Source organism: Mesomycoplasma conjunctivae (assembly GCF_000026765.1).
Classification (GTDB): Bacteria; Bacillota_I; Bacilli_A; order Mycoplasmatales; family Metamycoplasmataceae; genus Mesomycoplasma; species Mesomycoplasma conjunctivae.
Map to the genome: position 1 here is coordinate 347354 of NC_012806.1, position 20032 is coordinate 367385.

Annotated in this window: 17 protein-coding genes and 2 tRNA genes; 13 read left to right on the plus strand and 6 right to left on the minus strand. The window is 28.9% G+C overall.

The annotated features are described in order from the left end of the window. The 6 genes from MCJ_RS01550 to MCJ_RS01575 all read left to right on the plus strand — a co-directional run bounded on the left by MCJ_RS01550 (nt 1) and on the right by MCJ_RS01575 (nt 7121). A complete protein-coding gene (locus tag MCJ_RS01550) occupies nt 1-1941 on the plus strand; it encodes a P68 family surface lipoprotein (RefSeq protein WP_012751535.1) in 1941 nt (646 codons plus the stop codon). 685 nt (nt 1942-2626) lie between these two features. Beyond that, entirely contained in the window at nt 2627-3679 is a 1053-nt protein-coding gene (locus MCJ_RS01555) for a phospho-furanose lactonase (RefSeq protein WP_012751536.1), read from the plus strand. A 55-nt stretch (nt 3680-3734) separates the two neighbouring features. After that, a complete protein-coding gene (locus MCJ_RS01560) occupies nt 3735-5504 on the plus strand; it encodes a PTS ascorbate transporter subunit IIC (RefSeq protein WP_012751537.1) in 1770 nt (589 codons plus the stop codon). Between the two features lie 56 nt (nt 5505-5560). After that, a complete protein-coding gene (locus MCJ_RS01565; RefSeq protein WP_012751538.1) occupies nt 5561-5851 on the plus strand; it encodes a PTS sugar transporter subunit IIB in 291 nt (96 codons plus the stop codon). A gap of 14 nt (nt 5852-5865) precedes the next feature. Next, nucleotides 5866-6342, plus strand: a complete 477-nt coding sequence (locus MCJ_RS01570; RefSeq protein WP_012751539.1) for a PTS sugar transporter subunit IIA — start codon at nt 5866-5868, stop codon at nt 6340-6342. A gap of 206 nt (nt 6343-6548) precedes the next feature. Further along, nucleotides 6549-7121 carry a DUF402 domain-containing protein gene (locus tag MCJ_RS01575; protein ID WP_012751541.1) on the plus strand — a complete coding sequence of 191 codons (573 nt, stop codon included), beginning with the start codon at nt 6549-6551 and terminating at the stop codon, nt 7119-7121. On the opposite strand, the gene rnc is transcribed toward MCJ_RS01575, so the two are convergent. The 6 genes from rnc to MCJ_RS01605 form a co-directional block, all read right to left on the minus strand. Next, complete coding sequence (gene rnc / locus MCJ_RS01580) at nt 7118-7804, minus strand: ribonuclease III (protein ID WP_012751542.1); 687 nt, start codon at nt 7802-7804, stop codon at nt 7118-7120. The genes MCJ_RS01575 and rnc overlap by 4 nt on opposite strands. Beyond that, nucleotides 7791-8789 carry a phosphate acyltransferase PlsX gene (gene plsX, locus MCJ_RS01585; RefSeq protein WP_012751543.1) on the minus strand — a complete coding sequence of 333 codons (999 nt, stop codon included), beginning with the start codon at nt 8787-8789 and terminating at the stop codon, nt 7791-7793. The genes rnc and plsX overlap by 14 nt, the downstream gene beginning before the upstream one ends. Next, on the minus strand, nt 8782-10419 hold the full coding sequence (locus tag MCJ_RS01590) for a DAK2 domain-containing protein (protein ID WP_012751544.1): 1638 nt from the start codon (nt 10417-10419) through the stop codon (nt 8782-8784). The genes plsX and MCJ_RS01590 overlap by 8 nt, the downstream gene beginning before the upstream one ends. A gap of 52 nt (nt 10420-10471) precedes the next feature. Continuing rightward, a complete protein-coding gene (locus tag MCJ_RS01595) occupies nt 10472-11014 on the minus strand; it encodes a hypothetical protein (RefSeq protein WP_012751545.1) in 543 nt (180 codons plus the stop codon). 206 nt (nt 11015-11220) lie between these two features. Next, a tRNA-Leu gene (locus tag MCJ_RS01600) sits at nt 11221-11305 on the minus strand. 3 nt (nt 11306-11308) lie between these two features. After that, nucleotides 11309-11402 (minus strand) — tRNA-Ser (locus MCJ_RS01605). Between the two features lie 254 nt (nt 11403-11656). On the opposite strand from MCJ_RS01605, the gene MCJ_RS01610 reads away from it, so the two are divergent. From MCJ_RS01610 to MCJ_RS01640, 7 genes are read left to right on the plus strand one after another with little or no spacing between them, the layout of a single operon-like run. Next, nucleotides 11657-13108 (plus strand): MSC_0624 family F1-like ATPase-associated membrane protein, encoded by a 1452-nt coding sequence (locus MCJ_RS01610; RefSeq protein ID WP_012751546.1) that lies wholly within the window; start codon nt 11657-11659, stop codon nt 13106-13108. A gap of 15 nt (nt 13109-13123) precedes the next feature. Continuing rightward, the gene (locus MCJ_RS01615; RefSeq protein WP_012751547.1) at nt 13124-13639 is read left to right on the plus strand and encodes a DUF2714 domain-containing protein; all 516 of its coding nucleotides are present in this window, start codon (nt 13124-13126) and stop codon (nt 13637-13639) included. Nucleotides 13640-13658: 19 nt separating this feature from the next. Beyond that, nucleotides 13659-14528 carry an MSC_0622 family F1-like ATPase gamma subunit gene (locus MCJ_RS01620; RefSeq protein ID WP_012751548.1) on the plus strand — a complete coding sequence of 290 codons (870 nt, stop codon included), beginning with the start codon at nt 13659-13661 and terminating at the stop codon, nt 14526-14528. Continuing rightward, the gene (locus MCJ_RS01625) at nt 14528-15001 is read left to right on the plus strand and encodes an MSC_0621 family F1-like ATPase epsilon subunit (RefSeq protein ID WP_012751549.1); all 474 of its coding nucleotides are present in this window, start codon (nt 14528-14530) and stop codon (nt 14999-15001) included. Before MCJ_RS01620 ends, MCJ_RS01625 begins: the two co-directional genes overlap by 1 nt. Further along, entirely contained in the window at nt 14994-17087 is a 2094-nt protein-coding gene (locus tag MCJ_RS01630) for an MSC_0620 family F1-like ATPase-associated subunit (RefSeq protein ID WP_012751550.1), read from the plus strand. Before MCJ_RS01625 ends, MCJ_RS01630 begins: the two co-directional genes overlap by 8 nt. Further along, nucleotides 17087-18619 (plus strand): MSC_0619 family F1-like ATPase alpha subunit, encoded by a 1533-nt coding sequence (locus tag MCJ_RS01635; protein WP_012751551.1) that lies wholly within the window; start codon nt 17087-17089, stop codon nt 18617-18619. Before MCJ_RS01630 ends, MCJ_RS01635 begins: the two co-directional genes overlap by 1 nt. Next, entirely contained in the window at nt 18619-20010 is a 1392-nt protein-coding gene (locus MCJ_RS01640) for an MSC_0618 family F1-like ATPase beta subunit (protein WP_012751552.1), read from the plus strand. Before MCJ_RS01635 ends, MCJ_RS01640 begins: the two co-directional genes overlap by 1 nt. The last annotated feature ends 22 nt before the right edge of the window (nt 20011-20032 follow it).

Sequence of the window (20032 nt, forward strand, 5' to 3'; positions counted from 1 at the left end):
ATGATATTGAAAAAAACTAAAAATTACAAAAAACTATTACTTAGCTTAGTCTCAATTTTTACCCCTGCAGCTATTTTAGCTTCTTGTGGGACCTATAATGATGGCTCTCCTAAGAATCAAACATATCAATACTTAACTTCAAATGCAACACAAAAAGATGAAACTGTATATCTAACAACTTCTCAAGGAAAATTTTGACCACTAATTTCTGCTTTGGACACCTTTGGCGCAGGTACAAATGGTCTTATTCCATACTATAATAAAACTTTTAAAGATGATGCTGACTTTGTTCCAGTTAAGCTTTTGCTAAATACTGAATCAAAAGCAATATCTCAAGCACAAACTGCTGAAAACATTGGTTCTATATTACAAAATAATGGTGATACATTACCTTCAATTGCACTCGCTGATGCATCAACTTCTTTTGTAGTCAATCGTTATAATCGCTTGTTAGATATTTCAAAATCAGAAATTAATCCAGCCTTATTTGGAGATAAAATTTCTAGAGCATACAATGATTTAAACTTAAATAATAATACTTTTTATAATATTCCATTTAATTTAAATGATGTTGATGCTACAAGTTTTAATCTAGATAATTTAAGAATTGTTTTTGAAATTCTTAAACAAGGTGGTGCTAAAATTGATGAAAATATGGATATCTATAAACAAGCTCAAGCTAGCAAAGATGTAGGAAATTCAACAAAAGAGAATAACTTATTTAGTGTAATTAAAGCAAAGTCAAATAATCCCTTTGCTGATTTAACAGTAAATAAAGAAACTTTTACAACTATTGAAAATGCTCTTGATTTTTCAATTAAATTTGTTCAAGGAATTGAAATTGATGAGTCTAAAAAAGCAAAATTAGATGAATCAACTGAGAATATTTCGATTTTTGATATTGACTATTCACAAAATGTTTTAATAAAAAATATCTTATCAAAAACAGGAAAAACATTCTGATCACCAAGCGGTGATGGAACACAATTAGACTATAATATTGCAACAGATCAGGAATTAGAGAGCTCATTTAAAGAAGCTTATAACAAATTTACTGCTAATTTACCAGAGATTAAAGTTGATATAACAAAAAATGGAAAAACTAGCAAAAAAGTAATTCAAGCTTTCCAATTTAAAAACTTTAAATCTGATTTTAAAGGTTTTGGTGAATGAGGAAGTCATGATATTTTGCGTTACAAAACAGCTTTTGGGTTTGTCCCAGCTGTGGGAATTAAGCAATCCATTGACTCTTTTACTTCAAGAATATTAGGTTTTGAAGATGGCCAAAATTTTGCCACCTATAAAGATGTTTATACAATTGGACAACCAGTAAAAGCTCGCCCAGATTCTCCTTTTAATGCTTATTGACCTGGTGGCTCTTCTCTAATTGCAATAAAAACAGGTAACGAAAAAGTAGACAAAGGTACAATTAAATTCTTAAATTGACTATTTAAAGGTTCAAACAAAATCACAGGCAAAGATATGTCTAACCTTGACTATTTAATTGAAACTTCTGCTTATTTTGTGCCAACTAAAGAGACAACTACTCAAGAAAAACTTGAACAAATTAAAGCATTATATCAAAAAACTTTAGAAGAAATTAAAGCATCTGAAGATGCTGCTGGAATTGAAAAACATCAAACTTTTAGCTTATTTAAAAAAGAAAATGATATTACAAATAATGCAAAACTAGAAAAACTTAACTTATCTTTATATGACAAGTTGTCTAACTTAAGATCAGTTATTGTCTCACTTGAGTCATTACTTAACCACATTGATGATCCTAAAACTAAAATGATTTTAGATACTGGTAATTCAACAACTAATAAAATTTCAACCACTATTTTAGATTCACTTATTGATAGAACTAAAGTTGAAAACTCAGAGACAAAAACTGCTGAGCAAATTTATACAAGTATTCAAAACACTGTAAAATCTTAATTTTATAAAAAAACAAAGGTCTAAAAAAAATAATTTATAGTTAAAGCTATAAATTATTTTTTTTATTTTTCTTGCCCAATATTTTTAACATATTTCTTGTTTTTAATTCCTAAGTATATTTTCATGTCTTTTTTAATAAATTAGCACTAAATTGATAAACTAAGTTTGAAAAAATAAACTATATGCAGTTTAAAATTATCAAATCTTAGTTTAAATTGATTGTGTATTTGGCTTTAGCATTGAAAATTTAACTGTTGTGTTCTAACTAAAAAATGAAAAATTTTTTAAAAGTTGTTTAAAAATAATGATAATTTAGCAAAGTTTTTTCATTTAATTAGCGCTTTTGAGCTATAAAAATCCAAGTTGTTTTTCAATTTAAATTTTCCTACTAGTTCTTTTTAGACTATTATTTAGAAAATTAAGATTTTCTAAATAATATTGGCATATTCTAAAATAAAAATTATTTATCTTTGTTGATTATTCTACCTAATAGCTTTTATAAGTTAGAAAAATATTACTAACAAATATCAAAAAACTTATTGAAATTATCACTTGTTTTCTTTGCAAACCTATTAATTTTAATATTTTTTTAAAAAAACATAAAAAAATTTTCAAAAATTTTTTCTTTTTTGTTTTATAATAAAAATTATATTATTATTAAAAATTTTTGAAAGGTTAGAAGTAAATGGAAAAATTTTCTAGAACAATTTTAGGAGATATACATCCTAGTGAATTAGGTGTAGTTGATTGCCATGATCACCTAATTAAAAATTATGGTCCGGAAGCCCATGAGCATCCAGACTTTATAATGATGTCGAAAAAGGCGGCTATTAAGGAATCACTTGAATATTTTGCCAAAGGTGGAAAAACAATTGTTACCATGGATCCACCTAATGTGGGTCGTGATGTTTACCAAATGTTAGAAATTGCTAACGAACTCAAAGGTAAAGTCCACATTATTATGGCTACAGGATTCCATAAAGCCGCTTTTTATGATAAGGGAGCTTCTTGACTTGCTCTTGCGCCAACAGATGAAATTGTTAAAATGGTAAAAGCAGAAATTCTTGAAGGGATGGATGAATACAATTACAGTGGCCCTGTAGTTAAGCGCTCAAGTGCCAAAGCTGGAATTATTAAAGCAGGAACAGGTTATGCTGCAATTGATCGTTTAGAATTTAAATCTCTTGAAGTTGCAGCACGCGCTTCAATTGAAACTGGGGCACCAATTTTAGTTCATACTCAATTGGGGACAATGGCTTATGAAGCTGCTAAATACCTAATTGATTTTGGTGTTAATCCGAGAAAAATTCAACTTTCACACTTGAATAAAAATCCAGATAAATACTATTATGCTAAAATCATCAAAGAGCTAGGTGTTACACTTTGTTTTGATGGTCCAGATCGTGTCAAATATTACCCTGATGCAACTTTGGCAGAAAATATTAAATATTTAATTGATCTTGGATATCAAAAACATATCACACTTTCACTTGATGCAGGAAGAATATTATACCAAAAATATTATGCTCAAGAAAAAAATAAATTAGCTTTTGGACTTGGTTACCTTTTTGATAGATTTATTCCACTTTTAAAACAAGTTGGTATATCTCAGCAAGCCATTGATGATATCTTAGTTAATAATCCTGCAGAAATTTTAGCTTTTGATAAACCACGTGTTTTTGATGCAGGAAAACTACCACAACATGTTTTAGAAATAAAAAATACATTTAAAATCTAATTTAACTAATTTTTTTAGTAGAATATAATCTACTTTTACTTTAAAAAGGAGAAAAATGTCATTAGATAAGAAAAAAAATCGCAAAATCTTATATGGCTGATTAGCTTTCTTACTTATCAACATTCTCATCATCACAATCACACTTGGTGTGCGCATGGGTGTTAAGAATGAAAGTTTTAGCACAGCATTAATTTTTTTAATTCAAACTGTCTACCTTGATAACTTTTTAAGACAAAATCCAATTCTTCTAGGATCACTTACCCTTGTTGGATACTTGATTTTAGGTCGTGGCGCTCGTGATTCAATTTTAGGAGCGCTCAAGACTGCAATTGGAGTTTTCTTGCTCTCAATTGGAGCGGGCGGACTTATTGGATTAGCAGCTCCTGTCTTTGCAACTATTCGAGGTATTAAAACTGGTGTTGTACCACTAGATCCTTATTTAGGTTGAACTAGTGCACAACAGTTTTTAGAAAAAGGTTTTGGACCAGCCAATGACTTTTTGACCTTGTCATCTTTTGTTTTCTTACTTGGCTTTGCCGTAAATATTGTGATGGTGCTTTTAAAAAGATTTACTAACACCAACTCAATTATGATTACAGGTCATGTTATGTTGCAACAATCTACTATTGTAACTGCACTACTCTATGTTATTTTATTCCGTTCAGTTCCTCTATTAGATGGTGGTGCAATTGCTCCAGGTTCACAAATTGGACTTGTTATCATTGCAGGTTTATTTATTGGAATTTATTGAGCAACTGCTTCTACTGCAACATTAAAAATTACTAACTTAGTAACTCAAAATTCTGGCTTTGCAGTTGGTCACCAACAAATGTTGACCTTGGTAACTAGTTATAAATTAGGTCGCTTCTTTGGTAAAAAAGAAGATACTGCCGAAGAGCGCAAACTTCCAGGTTATTTAAAAATTTTCGAAGATAACATCTTTACTCAAACTGTTATTATTCTACTCCTCTTTGCAATTTTATTTGCAATCATTATTGGCACTTATGGTGTTGAAAACACAATAGCTGCCAACTATGCAGGTTTTAACGCAAATTCAAAAATTGGTGGTATTAAAGCAATTGCAAGCGCTTGAAATGGTACCTTTGGTGGTGCAAACTTTGTATTTATCATTTTTGGTGGATCACTTCGAATTGTAGCTGCACTACTAGCAATTATTACTGGGGTGAGAATGTTTGTTACTGAATTACAACAGTCATTCCATGGAATTTCTGAAAAAATTATTCCTGATGCCGTTGTTGCTGTTGACATTGCTGCTACCTATGGATTTTCAATCAATGCGGTAACTTATGGCTTTATATCAGGAGTTATTGGTCAATTTTTAGCTGTCTTTATCATGGTTGGAATTAGTGCTATTCCAGGAAATAATTTCTCTTTAGTAGCAATACCTTTATTTATTACCTTATTTTTCAACTCTGGTGCTCAAGGAGTATATGCAAATGCAAGTGGAGGTTGAAAAGCTGCTGTTATTGTACCGGCAATCATTGGCTTTTTCGAAATCATTTTCATCTCCTTTGCCCTCAAATTAATTTCTAATATTGAAGGTGCTGGAATCCCAATGATTCAAGATGCAAATCTACCTAAAACCCCAGTTGATTCTGGATTCTTAGGAATGGGAGATTGAAACTTCTTCTTTGGAATAGTCTTAATTATTGGTCAATTCCATGCTTCTCTTGGGTGAATTTCTACTATAGGTGCAATTATTTTACTACTTTTACTTGCACAAATCATCGACTCTACTACTCAACATAAAAAAACTTTCTTACAAAAATTATTTAAAGTAAATGTTGATCTAGTTGCTCGTTAATAAAATAGTGTATAATAAAATATATAAAAAATAAAATAAAACGTAAAGGAAAAGAAATGGCTCTCAAAATTGTTGCGGCTTGTGGTAACGGTATGGGCACAAGCATGATTATTAAACTAAAAGTTCAAAAAATTGTCAAAGAATTAGGAATTGATGCCTCAGTTGAAGCACTTTCTATGGGTCAATCCAAAGGGCTAACTAATTCGGTTGATGTCATTATTGCATCAAAACATTTAACTAGTGAATTTTTACAAAATCAAAAAGCAAAAATTGTTGGTGTAACTAATTTGATGGATGAAAAAGAAATCAAAGAAGCATTAACACCGGTTTTAGCAGAATTTAAATAATTTGTAGGTCTTAGATGGATATAAACTTACTTGATAATTTAAAAAACAATGATACAATTGTTCTCAATCAAAGTGCTACTGATTGAAAAGAGGCAATTTATCTTGGTTGTAAGCCACTAATTGAAAAAAAACTTATTGATGAAAGCTACTATACAGCAATTATTGAGAGTACCAAAAAACATGGTCCTTATTATATTTTAGCTGATTATTTAGCCATGCCACATGCAAGTAGTGAGGCTGGAGTTTACGATAATGCTTTCTCACTTATAACCCTTGACAAACCGGTTTATTTTGAAAATGATGAACGTCCTGTACAACTTTTAATCACCTTAGCAGCGACTTCAGCTGACATTCACGTCTCTGTTGCCCTACCACAAATAGTTGCTATTTTTGATGATGCTTCTAATATTGATAAAATTTTAAAAGCAAAGTCTAAAGAAGAAGTTTTACAAATTTTAGCAAGTGTTGATTTTAGCAAGTATTTATCTTAGTTGGTTAAAAAATATCAAAATAAAAAGCAAATTATTTAAAATAGTTTGCTTTTTATATTTTCTTTTATTTAGTTGGCTTACCAGATTGCTTGAAAAAATACTTAGCAAAAATCTAGTTTATGGTACAATTATCATTTAGCCAATTTAACTGTTTTCAGTAAATTATTTTAACACAGCTACCTATAGATAAAAAGGTCTTCATAATTATGCAATCGTTTTTACACAAGTTTAGAAAAAATACCGTTAATATTCAGGTATATAAATATGATGGTACTTTGTATCGCCAATATAACAAAGCTACTATCATTGAAATGAATGATGAGGAAATCATTGTTAACTTACAAGGGGTGCGTGTGGTAGAGTGTGAAAATAAAGAAATAGATAAAAAAAAGTGTTGGCACATTAAAACTAAGTGTATTTGAGTTTTTCGTAGCAACACTTTTTATAATGCCATAATTAGCTTAAAAAATAATACTCAAGCTAGCTACTATATTAACTTATCATCTGACTACATTTTTGAAGACAATACTATTAAATTTATCGATTATGATTATGATATTAAAGTTTTAGAAAATAAAAATTTTGAAATTGTTGACAAATGCGATTTTGATAGTAACAAAATTTTAATGCAATATCCACAACATCTTTGTCAAGCACTTACACAACAATCACAAGAATTATTAAAAGATTATGTTTTAGTACAAGGCATTTTTGATAGCAAATATATCAAAAAATATTTAGGTTTGTGTAGATGTCGCAGATGTTATAAATTATTTTAATCTTGATTTTTTGGCATGCGTTCTAAAGCTTGGCGAGCTGCATTAAATTCAGCTTCTTTCATACTTTTGCCAGAGCCTACGCCAAAAATTTGGTTATCTCAAATTAACTCTGACTGAAAAGATCCATCACTTTGTTTTGTAGATTGATATGTAATTTTTTCTGTCGAAAATGACTGAATTTTTTCTTGAAATTCAGATTTTGGATCCTTGTTGTTGTGCTTGGCATTTTGGATAACAAAATCATAGAGATATTTTTCTAAAAATAAATCAAGTACTTCATTACCTTGGTCTAAATAAATAGCAGCACAAAAAGATTCAAAGACATCAGCTTTTAATTTAGTATTTGTTAAAATGTCTTTGGCTCCTTTACCTACTTGAATTAAATCACTTAATTGGAGATCATCGCAAATTTTTGCAAAAGTTAAAGAAGAAATGCTCTTAGCTCTCAATTGTGATGCCTGACCTTCTTTTTGGAAATTAATTTTAGAAAAAATAAATTCGCTGACTTTAAAATTGATGATAGAGTCACCTAAAAATTCTAACATTTCGTAGTGACTGCTGTTGGGATTAAAATGTTGATAAGACTTATGAGTAAGTGCTTGATTATAAATTTCAAGATTTTTAGGTAAAATTTCTAACTTATCTAGGAGCTTGAGAATTTGATAGCTTCTATTGGTTTTCATCTAATTTTTCTTTGACTTTTTCTAGCACTTGGGTATCAAGTGCAATTTTTACTTGATTAAGAGCCCCTAAAAAAGCTAATTTATTACTATTACCGTGAGTTTTTAGTATAATTCCATCAATACCCATAATTCAAGCTGCACCTACATTGCGATAGTCAAATTTTTCTTTGAGATCATTAAACTTATCTTTTATTAAGATACCACCAATTTTACTTTTAAGCGAAGACTTTATTTGTTGTTTAAAAAGCTTGAAAATACTAAGTGTTGCCCCTTCAAGTGTTTTTAGAACTAAATTGCCAGCATAGCCATCGCAAACAAAAATTTGACAATCACCTTCTAAGAGGTGCTGCGGTTCTACAAAACCTATGAAATTAATTTTACTATCTTCAGCCATCATTTGGTAGGCCTCACGGTGAAATTCCAAGCCTTTACGTTTTTCAGTACCGATGTTGATAATTCCTACTTTTGGATCACTTAGGCCGTATAAACTTTGATAAAAAATAGAAGCTACATTAGCTCATTGGTAAAGAAATTGTGCTTGAACATTTGTATTAGCACCAACGTCAACCATCAAAATTGGTAAATTACCAATGGTTGGAATTGAAGGCATAAAACCTGGTCGTCTGACACCTTTGATTGTCTCTAGTTTTAAAAAACTAGAAGAAATAATTAGTGAAGACTCCGCTGGTGAAAGCACGGCATCTACTTTTTTTGCTGCCAATAAATCTAAAGCGCTATTCATTGAATTATTTTTGCGATGAACATCACGTAATGTTTCAGATTTGGTAGCAATTTCTGGATTATTAATAATTGAAATATTTGCTATTGGTTTGATTACTTGTGTAATCTTAGCTTCATCACCAATTATGTAAATATGAAAATTAGGATTTTCTTTGGCAAAATCATAAGCTGCCAAACTAGCAGCATTGAGTGTGTATTCTTTATTTTGAACATCAAATGCAATTTTATAATTTCTTTTATTCATTAATGATTCCTATCAATAGATGATAAATATCTTGATCCCCTTGCTGAACTAGAAAATCAATATCTGGATAATCTTGTATCATTTTTTCAAGTTGAGCTATTTTCTGAGTTGATAAATCTTTACCATAAGTTAGATACACACTAAAAGTTGTATCATTAATATTTTTTTGTAAAACTTGTTTACTAATTTCTTCAAAAGTATTTGCTACAATGACAATTTTACCATCTTTAGCAGCACAAAATTGCCCTTTTTTAACACTAATTCCATTAACTTTTGCATCCTTAGAAGCTATAAAAATTTCAAAGACAGAAATCCGTTTGCTAGCTTCGATCATAAAAGTTTTATTATCTTTTCATTGTGTATCTGGGTGAAAATGTTCTGCTAAATATTGTCCCATAAGTTGATTGTTTGAGGGCATGATAATAATTTTTTTAGCCCTGTTATCTTTTTTGTATCATTTTGCTACTTGATTGGCAACGAGGAGAAAGTTTTTCTCATTTGGTAAAATAAAAAAAGATTTAGCCTCAATTTTTTCGATAGCATCGCTAAAATCTTTAAAAGAAGGTTTTTTTTCTTTGTCAAACAAAATTACTTCGCTTGTGTGTCTTTCTTTCATTATTTCATAAAAACCTTGACCATTGTTGCAAGAAATCAATGCTGACATTGCAAGTTTCTTTGGCATTTGTTGCTTTTTTTCAATAATCTGGTCAGCTTGTTTATCCATACTTTCAATTTTAATTTTGGCAAATTCACCAAATTTTTGTAAATAATTTAGCATATTTCCTGGTTTATCGGTGTGTCCATGGATTTTAATGACGCCATCTTGTTCAACAATTACTAAAGATTTGATTCGTCTTTCGAGTTTAGATTCTAATTTTTTGCGATTAAAGCCTTCAGAATTGGATAACTCAACAATTACTTCAGTACAATAACCAAATTCATCATGGCCTGCTTTGGTATCAAAAGTAAAAATAGAAGTTGGCTGTGTTTGACTAATTTGAATCGGATTACCTTCGAGAAAGTAATGATACATACCTTCAAAAATCACAAGCATTCCTTCAGAGCCAGAATCGGTGACTCCTGCATCAGAGAGTGCTTTTAATTTTTTTGGACTCTCATCACAAATTTTTCTTCCCTCTTTGACAATTAGAGCAAAAAGATCTAAAATATTAGTTTTGGAGTTGCTTTTTTTCTTGACAATTTTATAAACTTCTTTAATAAAAGTTAAAATTGTTCCTTCAACCGGTTTTGCTACAGAATCATAAGCTCTTGTGACTGCATGTTCTAAAGCACTTACAATATCTAAACTGGTAATTTTATTACGATTTTGTCAACTATCTTTAAAACCACGAATAATTTGCGATAGAATTACTCCAGAATTACCTCTTGCACCAAAAAGTGCACCTTTGGCAAAATTAGTAATAATTTCCCCATTTGTTTTCATGTTTAAATCTTTAATGCTTTCAAAACCAGAATTAAAAGTTGCTAACATATTAGTTCCTGTATCACCATCGGGAACTGGGAACACGTTAAGAGAATTAATTCATTCCATTTTGTTTGTTAGGTGGTTTTTTGCTGATTCAAAAGCAGCATAGAGTTGCTTTGCTGTAACATCTTTAATTTTTAGCATAATTTGATACCTTTGAAATTCTAATATTCTTAAGAATATATATTATAATATACTATTCATCAAAAACTAAACTAAATTTTTGGATGCCAGTAGTATGTTTTTGTAATTGACTATGGTAGTGACCAAAACGGAGTGTCAGCTCTACTTTTTTGTCATTATCATCTCATTTTTTATCTCAATTAATAAAATTAACTGAGTTGTCGTTTCAAGGAATTGGTCGACCTTTTTTTGGACTAAAAAGTAATGTTTTTTTATTTACTAATTTTTTAATGACTAAATCATTAATTTCGGGATCGCTCAAACATTTTGAACTAAATTCTTGACATGCAAAGGGGAAATCATGATTTTGTTTAGCCTTTTGCTCTGCAAATAAATTTTCAAATTCAGTTTTAAACTGATTATATGTTAAATTTGTATTTTTATCTTTGTTAATTTCTAGTTGAAAATCATTAAATGCTATTTCTACTTTGTCTTTAAAATCTTGATTTTTATTGACATCATTTTCATTTTGAAATCCTAATTGAGCTTGACCACAGGAAACAATTGTAATAGTTGGCAATGCTACCAAGCTAGAAATTAAAAGCATTTTTTTCATATTATAATATTTAACTTTCTACTTATACTTTTGCAATAATAAAATTTTAAACTATTTTATATTTATAACTTAAAAAAACCTTTATTTCTCTATTACTTGTTTCTTAATTATTTAGTGCTCAAAAATCAATAAATATAATTAAAAAATAAAAAACATACATTCAATGTATGTCTAATAGCTTTATGAAAATTAAATAAATTTAAAATTGGTGCTCTCGACAAGACTTGAACTTGCACGCGTTTCCGCATTAGAACCTCAATCTAACGTGTATACCAATTTCACCACGAGAGCAAATGGCGGATCAGACAGGATTTGAACCTGCGCGGGCCTTTTTACAACCCCTAATACGTTTCCAACATATCCTCTTCAGCCTCTTGAGTACTGATCCATTCAATGTTATTTAACATTATAACACATAAAATTGTTTTTTGCTATAGTTTACTTAGTTTTATTTTTAGAATAATTATTAAAAAAGGTAGACAAATAGATCTTTTTATATAAAAAACATTTTCAAAAATTAATTTTTCAAAAGACTTTTAATAAAAAAATATTTGTTAATTTGCCATATCTTATATAAAATCTAAAAAAAATTTCTTTTCTTTTGTTGCAAAAAAAAAAAAAAAAAGGTATATAATGATTTGCATGACAACAAACCAAAGCTTACTTGTAAATATTAGAAATTATTTTTTAAAACACAACAAATTAATTCGATTTGTTATAATGTTGTTTGTTTTTGTAATAACGTTAGCTGTTTTATTTGATAATTCAAGATCATTTTTTAATTTTGATAAAAATGTCTTTGTTTCTAATATAAATACAATTGTTAATCCAATAGGTAATTTAGTAAAGGAAAACATTTCTGTTCGTATAGCGCGTTCGGTTGTCTTTCTATTTTTTGCTTTTACTTATTTATATAAAAGCTACAAACTATTTGGATTGCCTAAAAAAGGCAAAATTTATTTAATTCTTAATTCAATTTTTATTGTTTTTGCGTTAGCAAATATTATTTTATTCTTTTTGTTTTTAACTACTAATTGAATTATTATATTTGCTTTTAGCTTGCAAATTTTTATTCTTATTATAATAAATTACTTACAATGATGAATTGAGAACAAAAAGCATGAATCAATTAATTATGAATTTCGTAGATTTTTACTTTTGAAAAATATTAGTTATTTAACAATGCTCTTATTTTTCCTCTTCTTTGCTATTATTTTTGCAGTTTTAGTTTTTAACTATTCAAACGTTACACATGGCAATCCTATTACAACGTGATTGGAAACATTTATTATAGAAGCTGGTTCTTTAAAAAATTCTATTATATTAATATTTATATTAACTTCAATTTTAATTATCATTGGTGTTTGATTTGCACCACAAATCTATTTCTATAAACGTACTATTCAACATATTTATTTAAATAAACAAACTTTTTCATTATTATTAGTTCCTATATTTGCTGTTTTAATTTATCTTATTTATATAGCTATCCAAACCCAATTAAAATTTGAAGTTTTTCTTATTTTCGATAAAATCATAAGCGGAAATTTAATACCACTAATTAGCGCTATTATTGTTTATACATTGTTGTTAACAGTGTTCTTATTAACAAATTTTTCTAAAAAGATAAAGCGTTTTTTTGCTAAAACTCAAATTAGTTTGTTTTTACTTTTTATCACTTTAGGTTTTATAGTAGGTTTTGCTACTACTTTTAAAAATCCAGATAGTAAGCAAGTGATTTGAATTTGAGTTATTTCGATATTCTACTTTTTAGTAAGTTATATTGTCTTTGCCTTTTATCGCTTAGAGGTCAAAACATATGGAAAATACTTAATTAATTTAATGGTTGCTTTATTTTTAATCTTTACCATTATGCAATCAATAAATCTTGACTTATATGTAAGTTCAATTACCAAACTATCTGAGCAAAATAATATTAGATCAAGCTTGGTGTCTAATGTTTATCTTGAAAACTCAAGCAGTTATTTTGTTACTTTGTCAGTTATATCCTTAATTATAAGTTTGACAAAACTAACTTTTGATATTAGCAAAATAAGTTTAGTTTTTAAAGGAAAATCCTCAAAAACTAAGTAAAAATAAGGAGACATTATGAAAGCCAATCTATTCAAAAAAAGAACAATAACACAAGATACTACTAACAATAAAAAAGATTTTAGTGATTATTATGAAATTATAAAAGATAATAATTTTATAAACTTTGATTCACTAGCTAATATTTCTTTGCTTGCATCATCATTAGCTCATGACTCTGCTTTTGTAGAAAAATATAAGCAAAAGGCACTTGAATCTTTTAAAACTAACCGTGAGTTAGTTTATAAAAACTTTGTTGTTTCTTGATCAAAGAGTTCCCGTTTTGGTTCTACAAAACTAGCACCAATTGTTATTCAACAAGAATCTAGTAATATTAGGGCAAATAATTTTTTTAGTGACAATAATGAGCATTTTAATTTGTTTTTAAATAATTTAAATATTTTATCTTGAGAATATATCGAAAAAGGAAAATATGTTGAAGTAACAGAGGGTATTATTATTTTTAGGGATCCGCAAACCAAAAATATTAAAGTTGCTTTTAGCGAAATTAGTATGACAAATCAGTCAAACTAATCAATAAAAGGTTGATATTATGAATTTAAATGAGAAAAAAGAAAAATTAGTTAACTTCAAAAAAATTTATGATTTAGTTACATTAAATCGTAATATTTCATTAATTCAAATAAATCAACTTTTGAAAAATATTAAAATGGCACATGAGTTTTTTCTTATTGGACAGTTTTTTTTAAATAAATATGATGATAGAAGAAATAAAACTCAATACTTTCTTAGTAATTTAAAACAAAAGTTAACCAAACAAAATAAAAAGACATTATGAATTTATCCAAGTAGTGATGAAAAATATACCCAAAACTTTTTTGATCAGATAGAACAAATTATTTTAGATAATTGACAAGAAGGTGACCAAATAATTACTATTGGATCTAAAGCTAATGAGTTTGCTAAAAAACATAATTTTGAACATATTGAACATTACAAAGATTTTAAACAGCTAAGCGAAACATCAAAAGAAATAGCCGCATACATTAATTTTTCTATAAAAAATAATTTATTAAAAGCTGTTAAAGTAGCTATTTATTCAAATAAAGTAGACAATCACATAGCAAATATATTTCCTTTAAATCAATTTGAATTTAAGTTAGAAAATAACAACACTAATTTAGAAAAAGTAGTTGCAGCTGCTAATGATTTTAAATTTTTCCCTAATTTTGATGAATTTTATCAAAGTCAACTCGAAATTTATTTTAGCTCAGCTTGCCATATTTTATTTTTAGAATCACAATTTATTGTTTATAAAAATAAGCTTATTCATGAAAACTCACTACTAAAAGAAATTGAAGAAAAAACTCAAAAACTCAAAACTACAATTTTAAAAATTGAACGTGAATTAGAAATTGAGGAGTTAAATCTTATTAAGCCCAAATCTAGAGGAGTGATCTAATGGTAAAAAACACATCTTGGAATGTCAAAATAATCACTATTGAAAATAAAGTAATTGAGTTAAAAAATCAGCAAGCCTTTTTCAATGTTGATCAAGAAAAACAATTTATTGAAATTAAACCGCACAGTATTAGTAATCAAAAATTTTCACTAATCAAGTTTAAAAACACTCTTGGTGATTTGTATTTTTTTGCCCATCAAGCATTGATTTATAGTCTTGAGGATAGCTTAATTATTAAACTTTTTTATCCTCTACAGTTTTATCGTAGTAATAAAAAAATCTATCTTTCACAAAGGAAAAAGCAAGAAAAGCTAAAAAATAATTTTTTTGAAAACCTAAAAAAATCAACACTTCTTGATGTTCAAATGAGTTTGCAAAATTATAAGGAAATCATGAGCCACAAACTCAAATTTAATGAAAATAAGTTAAAAGAATTATTTTTTTTAGTAGAAACTGAGGTTGCCTATGAATAAAAAAAGAAAAATATTTTTACCTTTAGTTTTGGTTACTAGTCCAATTTTATTGCCAACACTTTTTATTTCACAAAGCCCAACTACAAATACTGGCACACAAAACAACAATGCCAATTCTGCAAATACCCAAAATCAAAGCTCAAACCCAGATAGTCCAAAACCGATTAATCAACAAGAATTAGAACAAAATAAAGCTTTTTGAGAAAAAAATAGATTGACCTATATTAGTCGTTTTATTGAAAAAGTTAAAAAAGATATTGATGTCAAACTCGAAGATATCAAATCTAAAACTCGTGATAATCTTGAGGAAAGACTCTCACAAAGTTTTTTTTGATTGCAACTCAAACACTATTTTATTAGTAATGAGACAGCAATCCAAAACGATCCAGTCAGCTTAGGTCTTAACTTGTTAACCCCTTATATTTTTTCTAATAATATCAATTTAAAAAAAGGTGATGTCAAATTTGGTGATCAAGATTTTTCTGGCATTGAGTGAGCTACCTCGACAAATAGTGACTATTCTAAATTAAACAATGTCAGCATTACTAAAAGTGAAGATAGCTTCAACACACTAAAAGGTGAAGATTTAAAAAAACGACTTGATACATATTTTCAAGGTTTAGAATCAGGGTATAAACAATATTTATTCAAAGAAGATGAATTTCCTAAATATAAAGAGAATTTCACCTTAAACTTAGATCAAAGTGGTGCTTCTGTAGATTTAGTGCTCACTTCGCCACCTAAAGGCAAAGAAGGCATTAGCTCTTGAGATCAGTGGATTAAAAATTACTTTAGTCAACAATCCTTGCTTTTAGATTTGAGTCTAAATCAACTTCCTAATCCTACTAGTCAACAAAGTCCACAACAGCAAATTGACCTTGCTATTAGACAACTCAATCAAGCTAATCCACCAGATGTGAGCCAAAAACCAGAATTTGAAATTAGAATCGCCCCTGATTTACCACCGATTTTAAATCCAAATTGAATTGGACTTAGCAACTCAGATATTATCGCTTCTTTTAATTCTGAAGATAAAGAAAATGTTTTCTTTTTCTTAAACCCAATTAATTCACGTTTTAAATATAATGTAACTGAATTATCGCAGGTAGGCAATGATTTAGAAGCTACTGTGCAAATCGAAGATTTTGTTGCCAAATCAAGATCTGGTGCTAATCAATCTAGTTATCAAAAAAGCTATAAAAGTAAAATTTATAATGACTTTCCAACAAATGCTAGTGATGAGCTCAAAAGCGCAATTACCACTAATTTATTTTACTCAAATCAAGGTGTGGCAAATATTATTGATCAATTTTTTAGTACTATTAATGTCAAAGGTGATTTTAGCTTAGATCAAATTAAATATTTTGCTCCTGGTTCACAAAATCTAATTTACAATTTTTTCTTTTTGATTACCAAGGTTTTTTATAACAAAGATTTCCTTGATGCCCAAAAGCAGCTAGCACAAAATTATATAGGATCTGCAAAAGAAAAAGTTTACCAAGCTAGCGAATATCAATTTATCGAATATCTCAAAAAATCAGAAATTGATAACAATAAAGCATGAGATTATTATTACTTAATTTATCTAATCAATTTAACTTTCCTCCAAAGTGCTCTAAATCCTGCTGATCAAGGTGAGCAAGCTGAGTCTCAAAGTGAGCAAATTGCAAACACACTTTTACAACTTAATACATCTAAAGAGGAATTAGACAAAATTTTTAACCAATCTCGACAAAATAGTTTGTTGTTTCACCAACTAAGTTATAGAAATTATCCAAATGTCAAAAAACAGTTTGATGCAATGGTAGAATTGGCTAAAAAACTCAATATGGAAAGTCAAATTTTAGGTCAAGTTGCCTTCATTAATAAAGATGGAGGACAAGCTAATGGTCAAAATGCTGAAACTCAAGATAACAAAGTTGCCAATTTTTCTTCAATAATTGAAGAATATCGTCAAGGGCAAAAACAAGATCAAATTAAGAATTTTAGTCTCTATTTTGGTTTGGCAATCTTGCTATTGGTATTAAATGCTATTTTAGTTTCAATATTAAAAATCTTTTATAAAAAAGGAAAAAGGAGTAAATAATGACACCAAAAGTCGTCTCAATCTTAGATTATGTGCTTTTAGCTAAAGGTCAATACCCATGAAAAGAGCAACAATTTTTCTATATTAAAAATAAACCAAATATTCAAGCAGTAGTTATTCAAGCACAACAAGATCAAGCTTATTTACTTTTTAACAATCAAAAAGGTAGTGTTGACATTAATGATGAGCTAGTTGAATTAAATGATTTTGATAAAGTTAAAACATCAGAAGAATTTTTTGGCACCATTGTTGATTTTAGTGGTACAATTATCGAGCCTGCCAATCAAAAAGTGTTGAATTTCCTACCACATAGATCAAGCGCTTTTGCAACAGCGGCCTCAATTTTAGGTCGGAAAAACTTGGATACACAATTGTATACAGGAATTTTATCAATTGACTTATTCAACCCAATTGGCCTTGGTCAACGTGAGCTCATCGTTGGTGACCGTCAAACCGGAAAAACTCATATTGGAATTAATGCCATTATCAATCAGAGAGATACAAATATCAAGTGTATTTATGTCTCTGTTGGTCAAAAAAGACAAAATTTAAGCTTTGTTTTAAAAGCACTTCGTGAAAATAATGCTCTTGATAATACCATTATTTTCCATGCTCCTTCTACTAGTCCTTTTGAACAATATTTAATACCTTATTTTGCTATGGCACATGCTGAAAATCTAAGTTATGATAGTGATGTGCTTATTGTTTTTGATGATTTATCAAAACATGCCTCTGTCTATCGTGAAGTAGCACTTTTAACTAATCAGCCAATTGGAAAAGAAGCTTTCCCTAGTGATATTTTCTATACACATTCAAAATTACTTGAGCGCTCAGGAAAGTTTGTAGGACGCCACTCTATTACTGCTTTGCCAATTTTACAAACTGTCGATGATGATATCACTTCGCTTATTTCTTCAAACGTAATTTCAATTACTGATGGGCAAATTATTACCTCTAGTGCACTTTTTGCTGAAGGTAAAATTCCAGCAGTTAACATTGGTTTATCTGTTTCTAGAACAGGATCTTCTGTGCAAGCAAAAAATGTCCGTGATGTATCCAAAGAAATTAGCTCAATTTATTATAACTATCAAAAACAAATTAAATTATCTAAATTAGACTATGATTTAAACCAACAAACCTCTGATTTGCTATTTAAAGGTAGTCAAATTGAACAATTTTTATTGCAAAAAGGTTATAGTTTTTATTCACCAAAAGTGGTTCTAATGGGAATCAAAATTATTTCTTGAGGTCTTTTAAAAAATATTAGTGAGCCTTCAAGAGTTGTTGATTTTATTTACACTTTAATTGAAGTCGACCCTTTTGCAAAACGTATTTATCAAAAATACAATGATAATCAATTTGTTGATGACAAACTAGCTCGCAACTATTTTGCAACAGCTGTTAACCAATTTTTAAAAGTAAATAATTCAAAAGAAAGATTGGAAATTGAATTAGAATTTCCAGAGATTAGTGAAAAAATTATTTCTACAAGTATTGCTAAATTGAAAAAAGAAGGGATTGGTGCAAGATAATGCAAGGTATTGTTAGTCAAATTTGAACAAATGTTGTCGAAGTTTATTTTGAGTCACATTTTGCTAGTAAAATTCAACTCGAACAACGTCTTACTATGCATGAAGGTAAGACCACTTTGGTAATTAAAAAAATTCTTGATAACAATCGTGTTCGTGCTATTGTTATCTATAAAAATCAAGCAATTGCAATTGGAGATCCAGTTGTTAATACATTAAATTTTTTACAAGTACCAGTTGGTGGATTTGCTAAAAATCAAGTCTATAATATTTTAGGTCAAAGCATTAATGACAATGAATTAGTAGCTAAGACTGTTGATATTAATTCAACTATTAATATTTCTAAGCAAAAATTTGACCTTGAGCATAAAATTTTAGAAACTGGAATTAAAGCTCTTGACTTTTTTGTGCCAATTTTTGAAGGTTACAAGATTGGAATTTTTGGTGGAGCTGGTGTTGGAAAAACTGTTTTAATGAAAGAAATTATTTTCAATGTTTCCAAACAAAAAGAAAAGGTTTCTTCAATTTTTGTTGGCTCTGGTGAACGTAGTCGTGAAGGACTTGAGCTTTATCAAGAACTAGTCGAGTCTGATTTGATGAGCAAATCTACTATGTTTGTTGCACAGATGAATGAGACTCCTGGAGCTCGTTCTATGATTGTTCCAGTTGGTATCACATGTGCAGAATATGCTCGTGATGTCCAAAAAGAAGATGTTTTACTCTTTATTGACAACATTTATCGTTTTATTCAAGCAACTAATGAGGTCTCCTCTGCGCTTGAGAAAAATATTTCCATTGGTGGTTACCATGCAACTTTAGATAGTGATGTCTCTTTTATTCAAGATCGTTTATTTAAAAACGAAAATGGTTCCATTACTTCTTTCCAAACAGTTTTTCTACCAATGGATGACCTCTCTGATCCAGCAGCGATTTCCCTTTTTAGTCACTTAGATAGCTCCTTTGTGCTCTCACGTGATAAAATGTCAAGAAATATTTTCCCAGCTTTTGACCCACTTTTATCTTCATCTAATTCTGTTAGTGCCAACATTATTGGTGAGAAACACTTTAATGCCATTATTGGTGCTAAAAGTATTATGAAAAAATACAAGGATCTCGAAGATGTTATTCTAATTTTAGGATTTGATGAATTAGATCAAGAAAGCAAAATTATTGTTCGTAAAGCGCTACAATTGGAAAACTTTTTTACACAAAACTTTTTCATGGCAGAATCCTTTACTAAAGAAAAAGGAGTTTATGTGCCACTTGCCAAAACTATTGATTCAGTAATTCGCATCATCAACGGTGAATTTTTAGATGTCTCACCAGAAGAGTTTGCTTTTATTGGCTCAGTTGATGATATTGTTGCTAAAAATAAACAAGTTAATAAAAAATAATTTATAATTTTAAAAGGAGTGG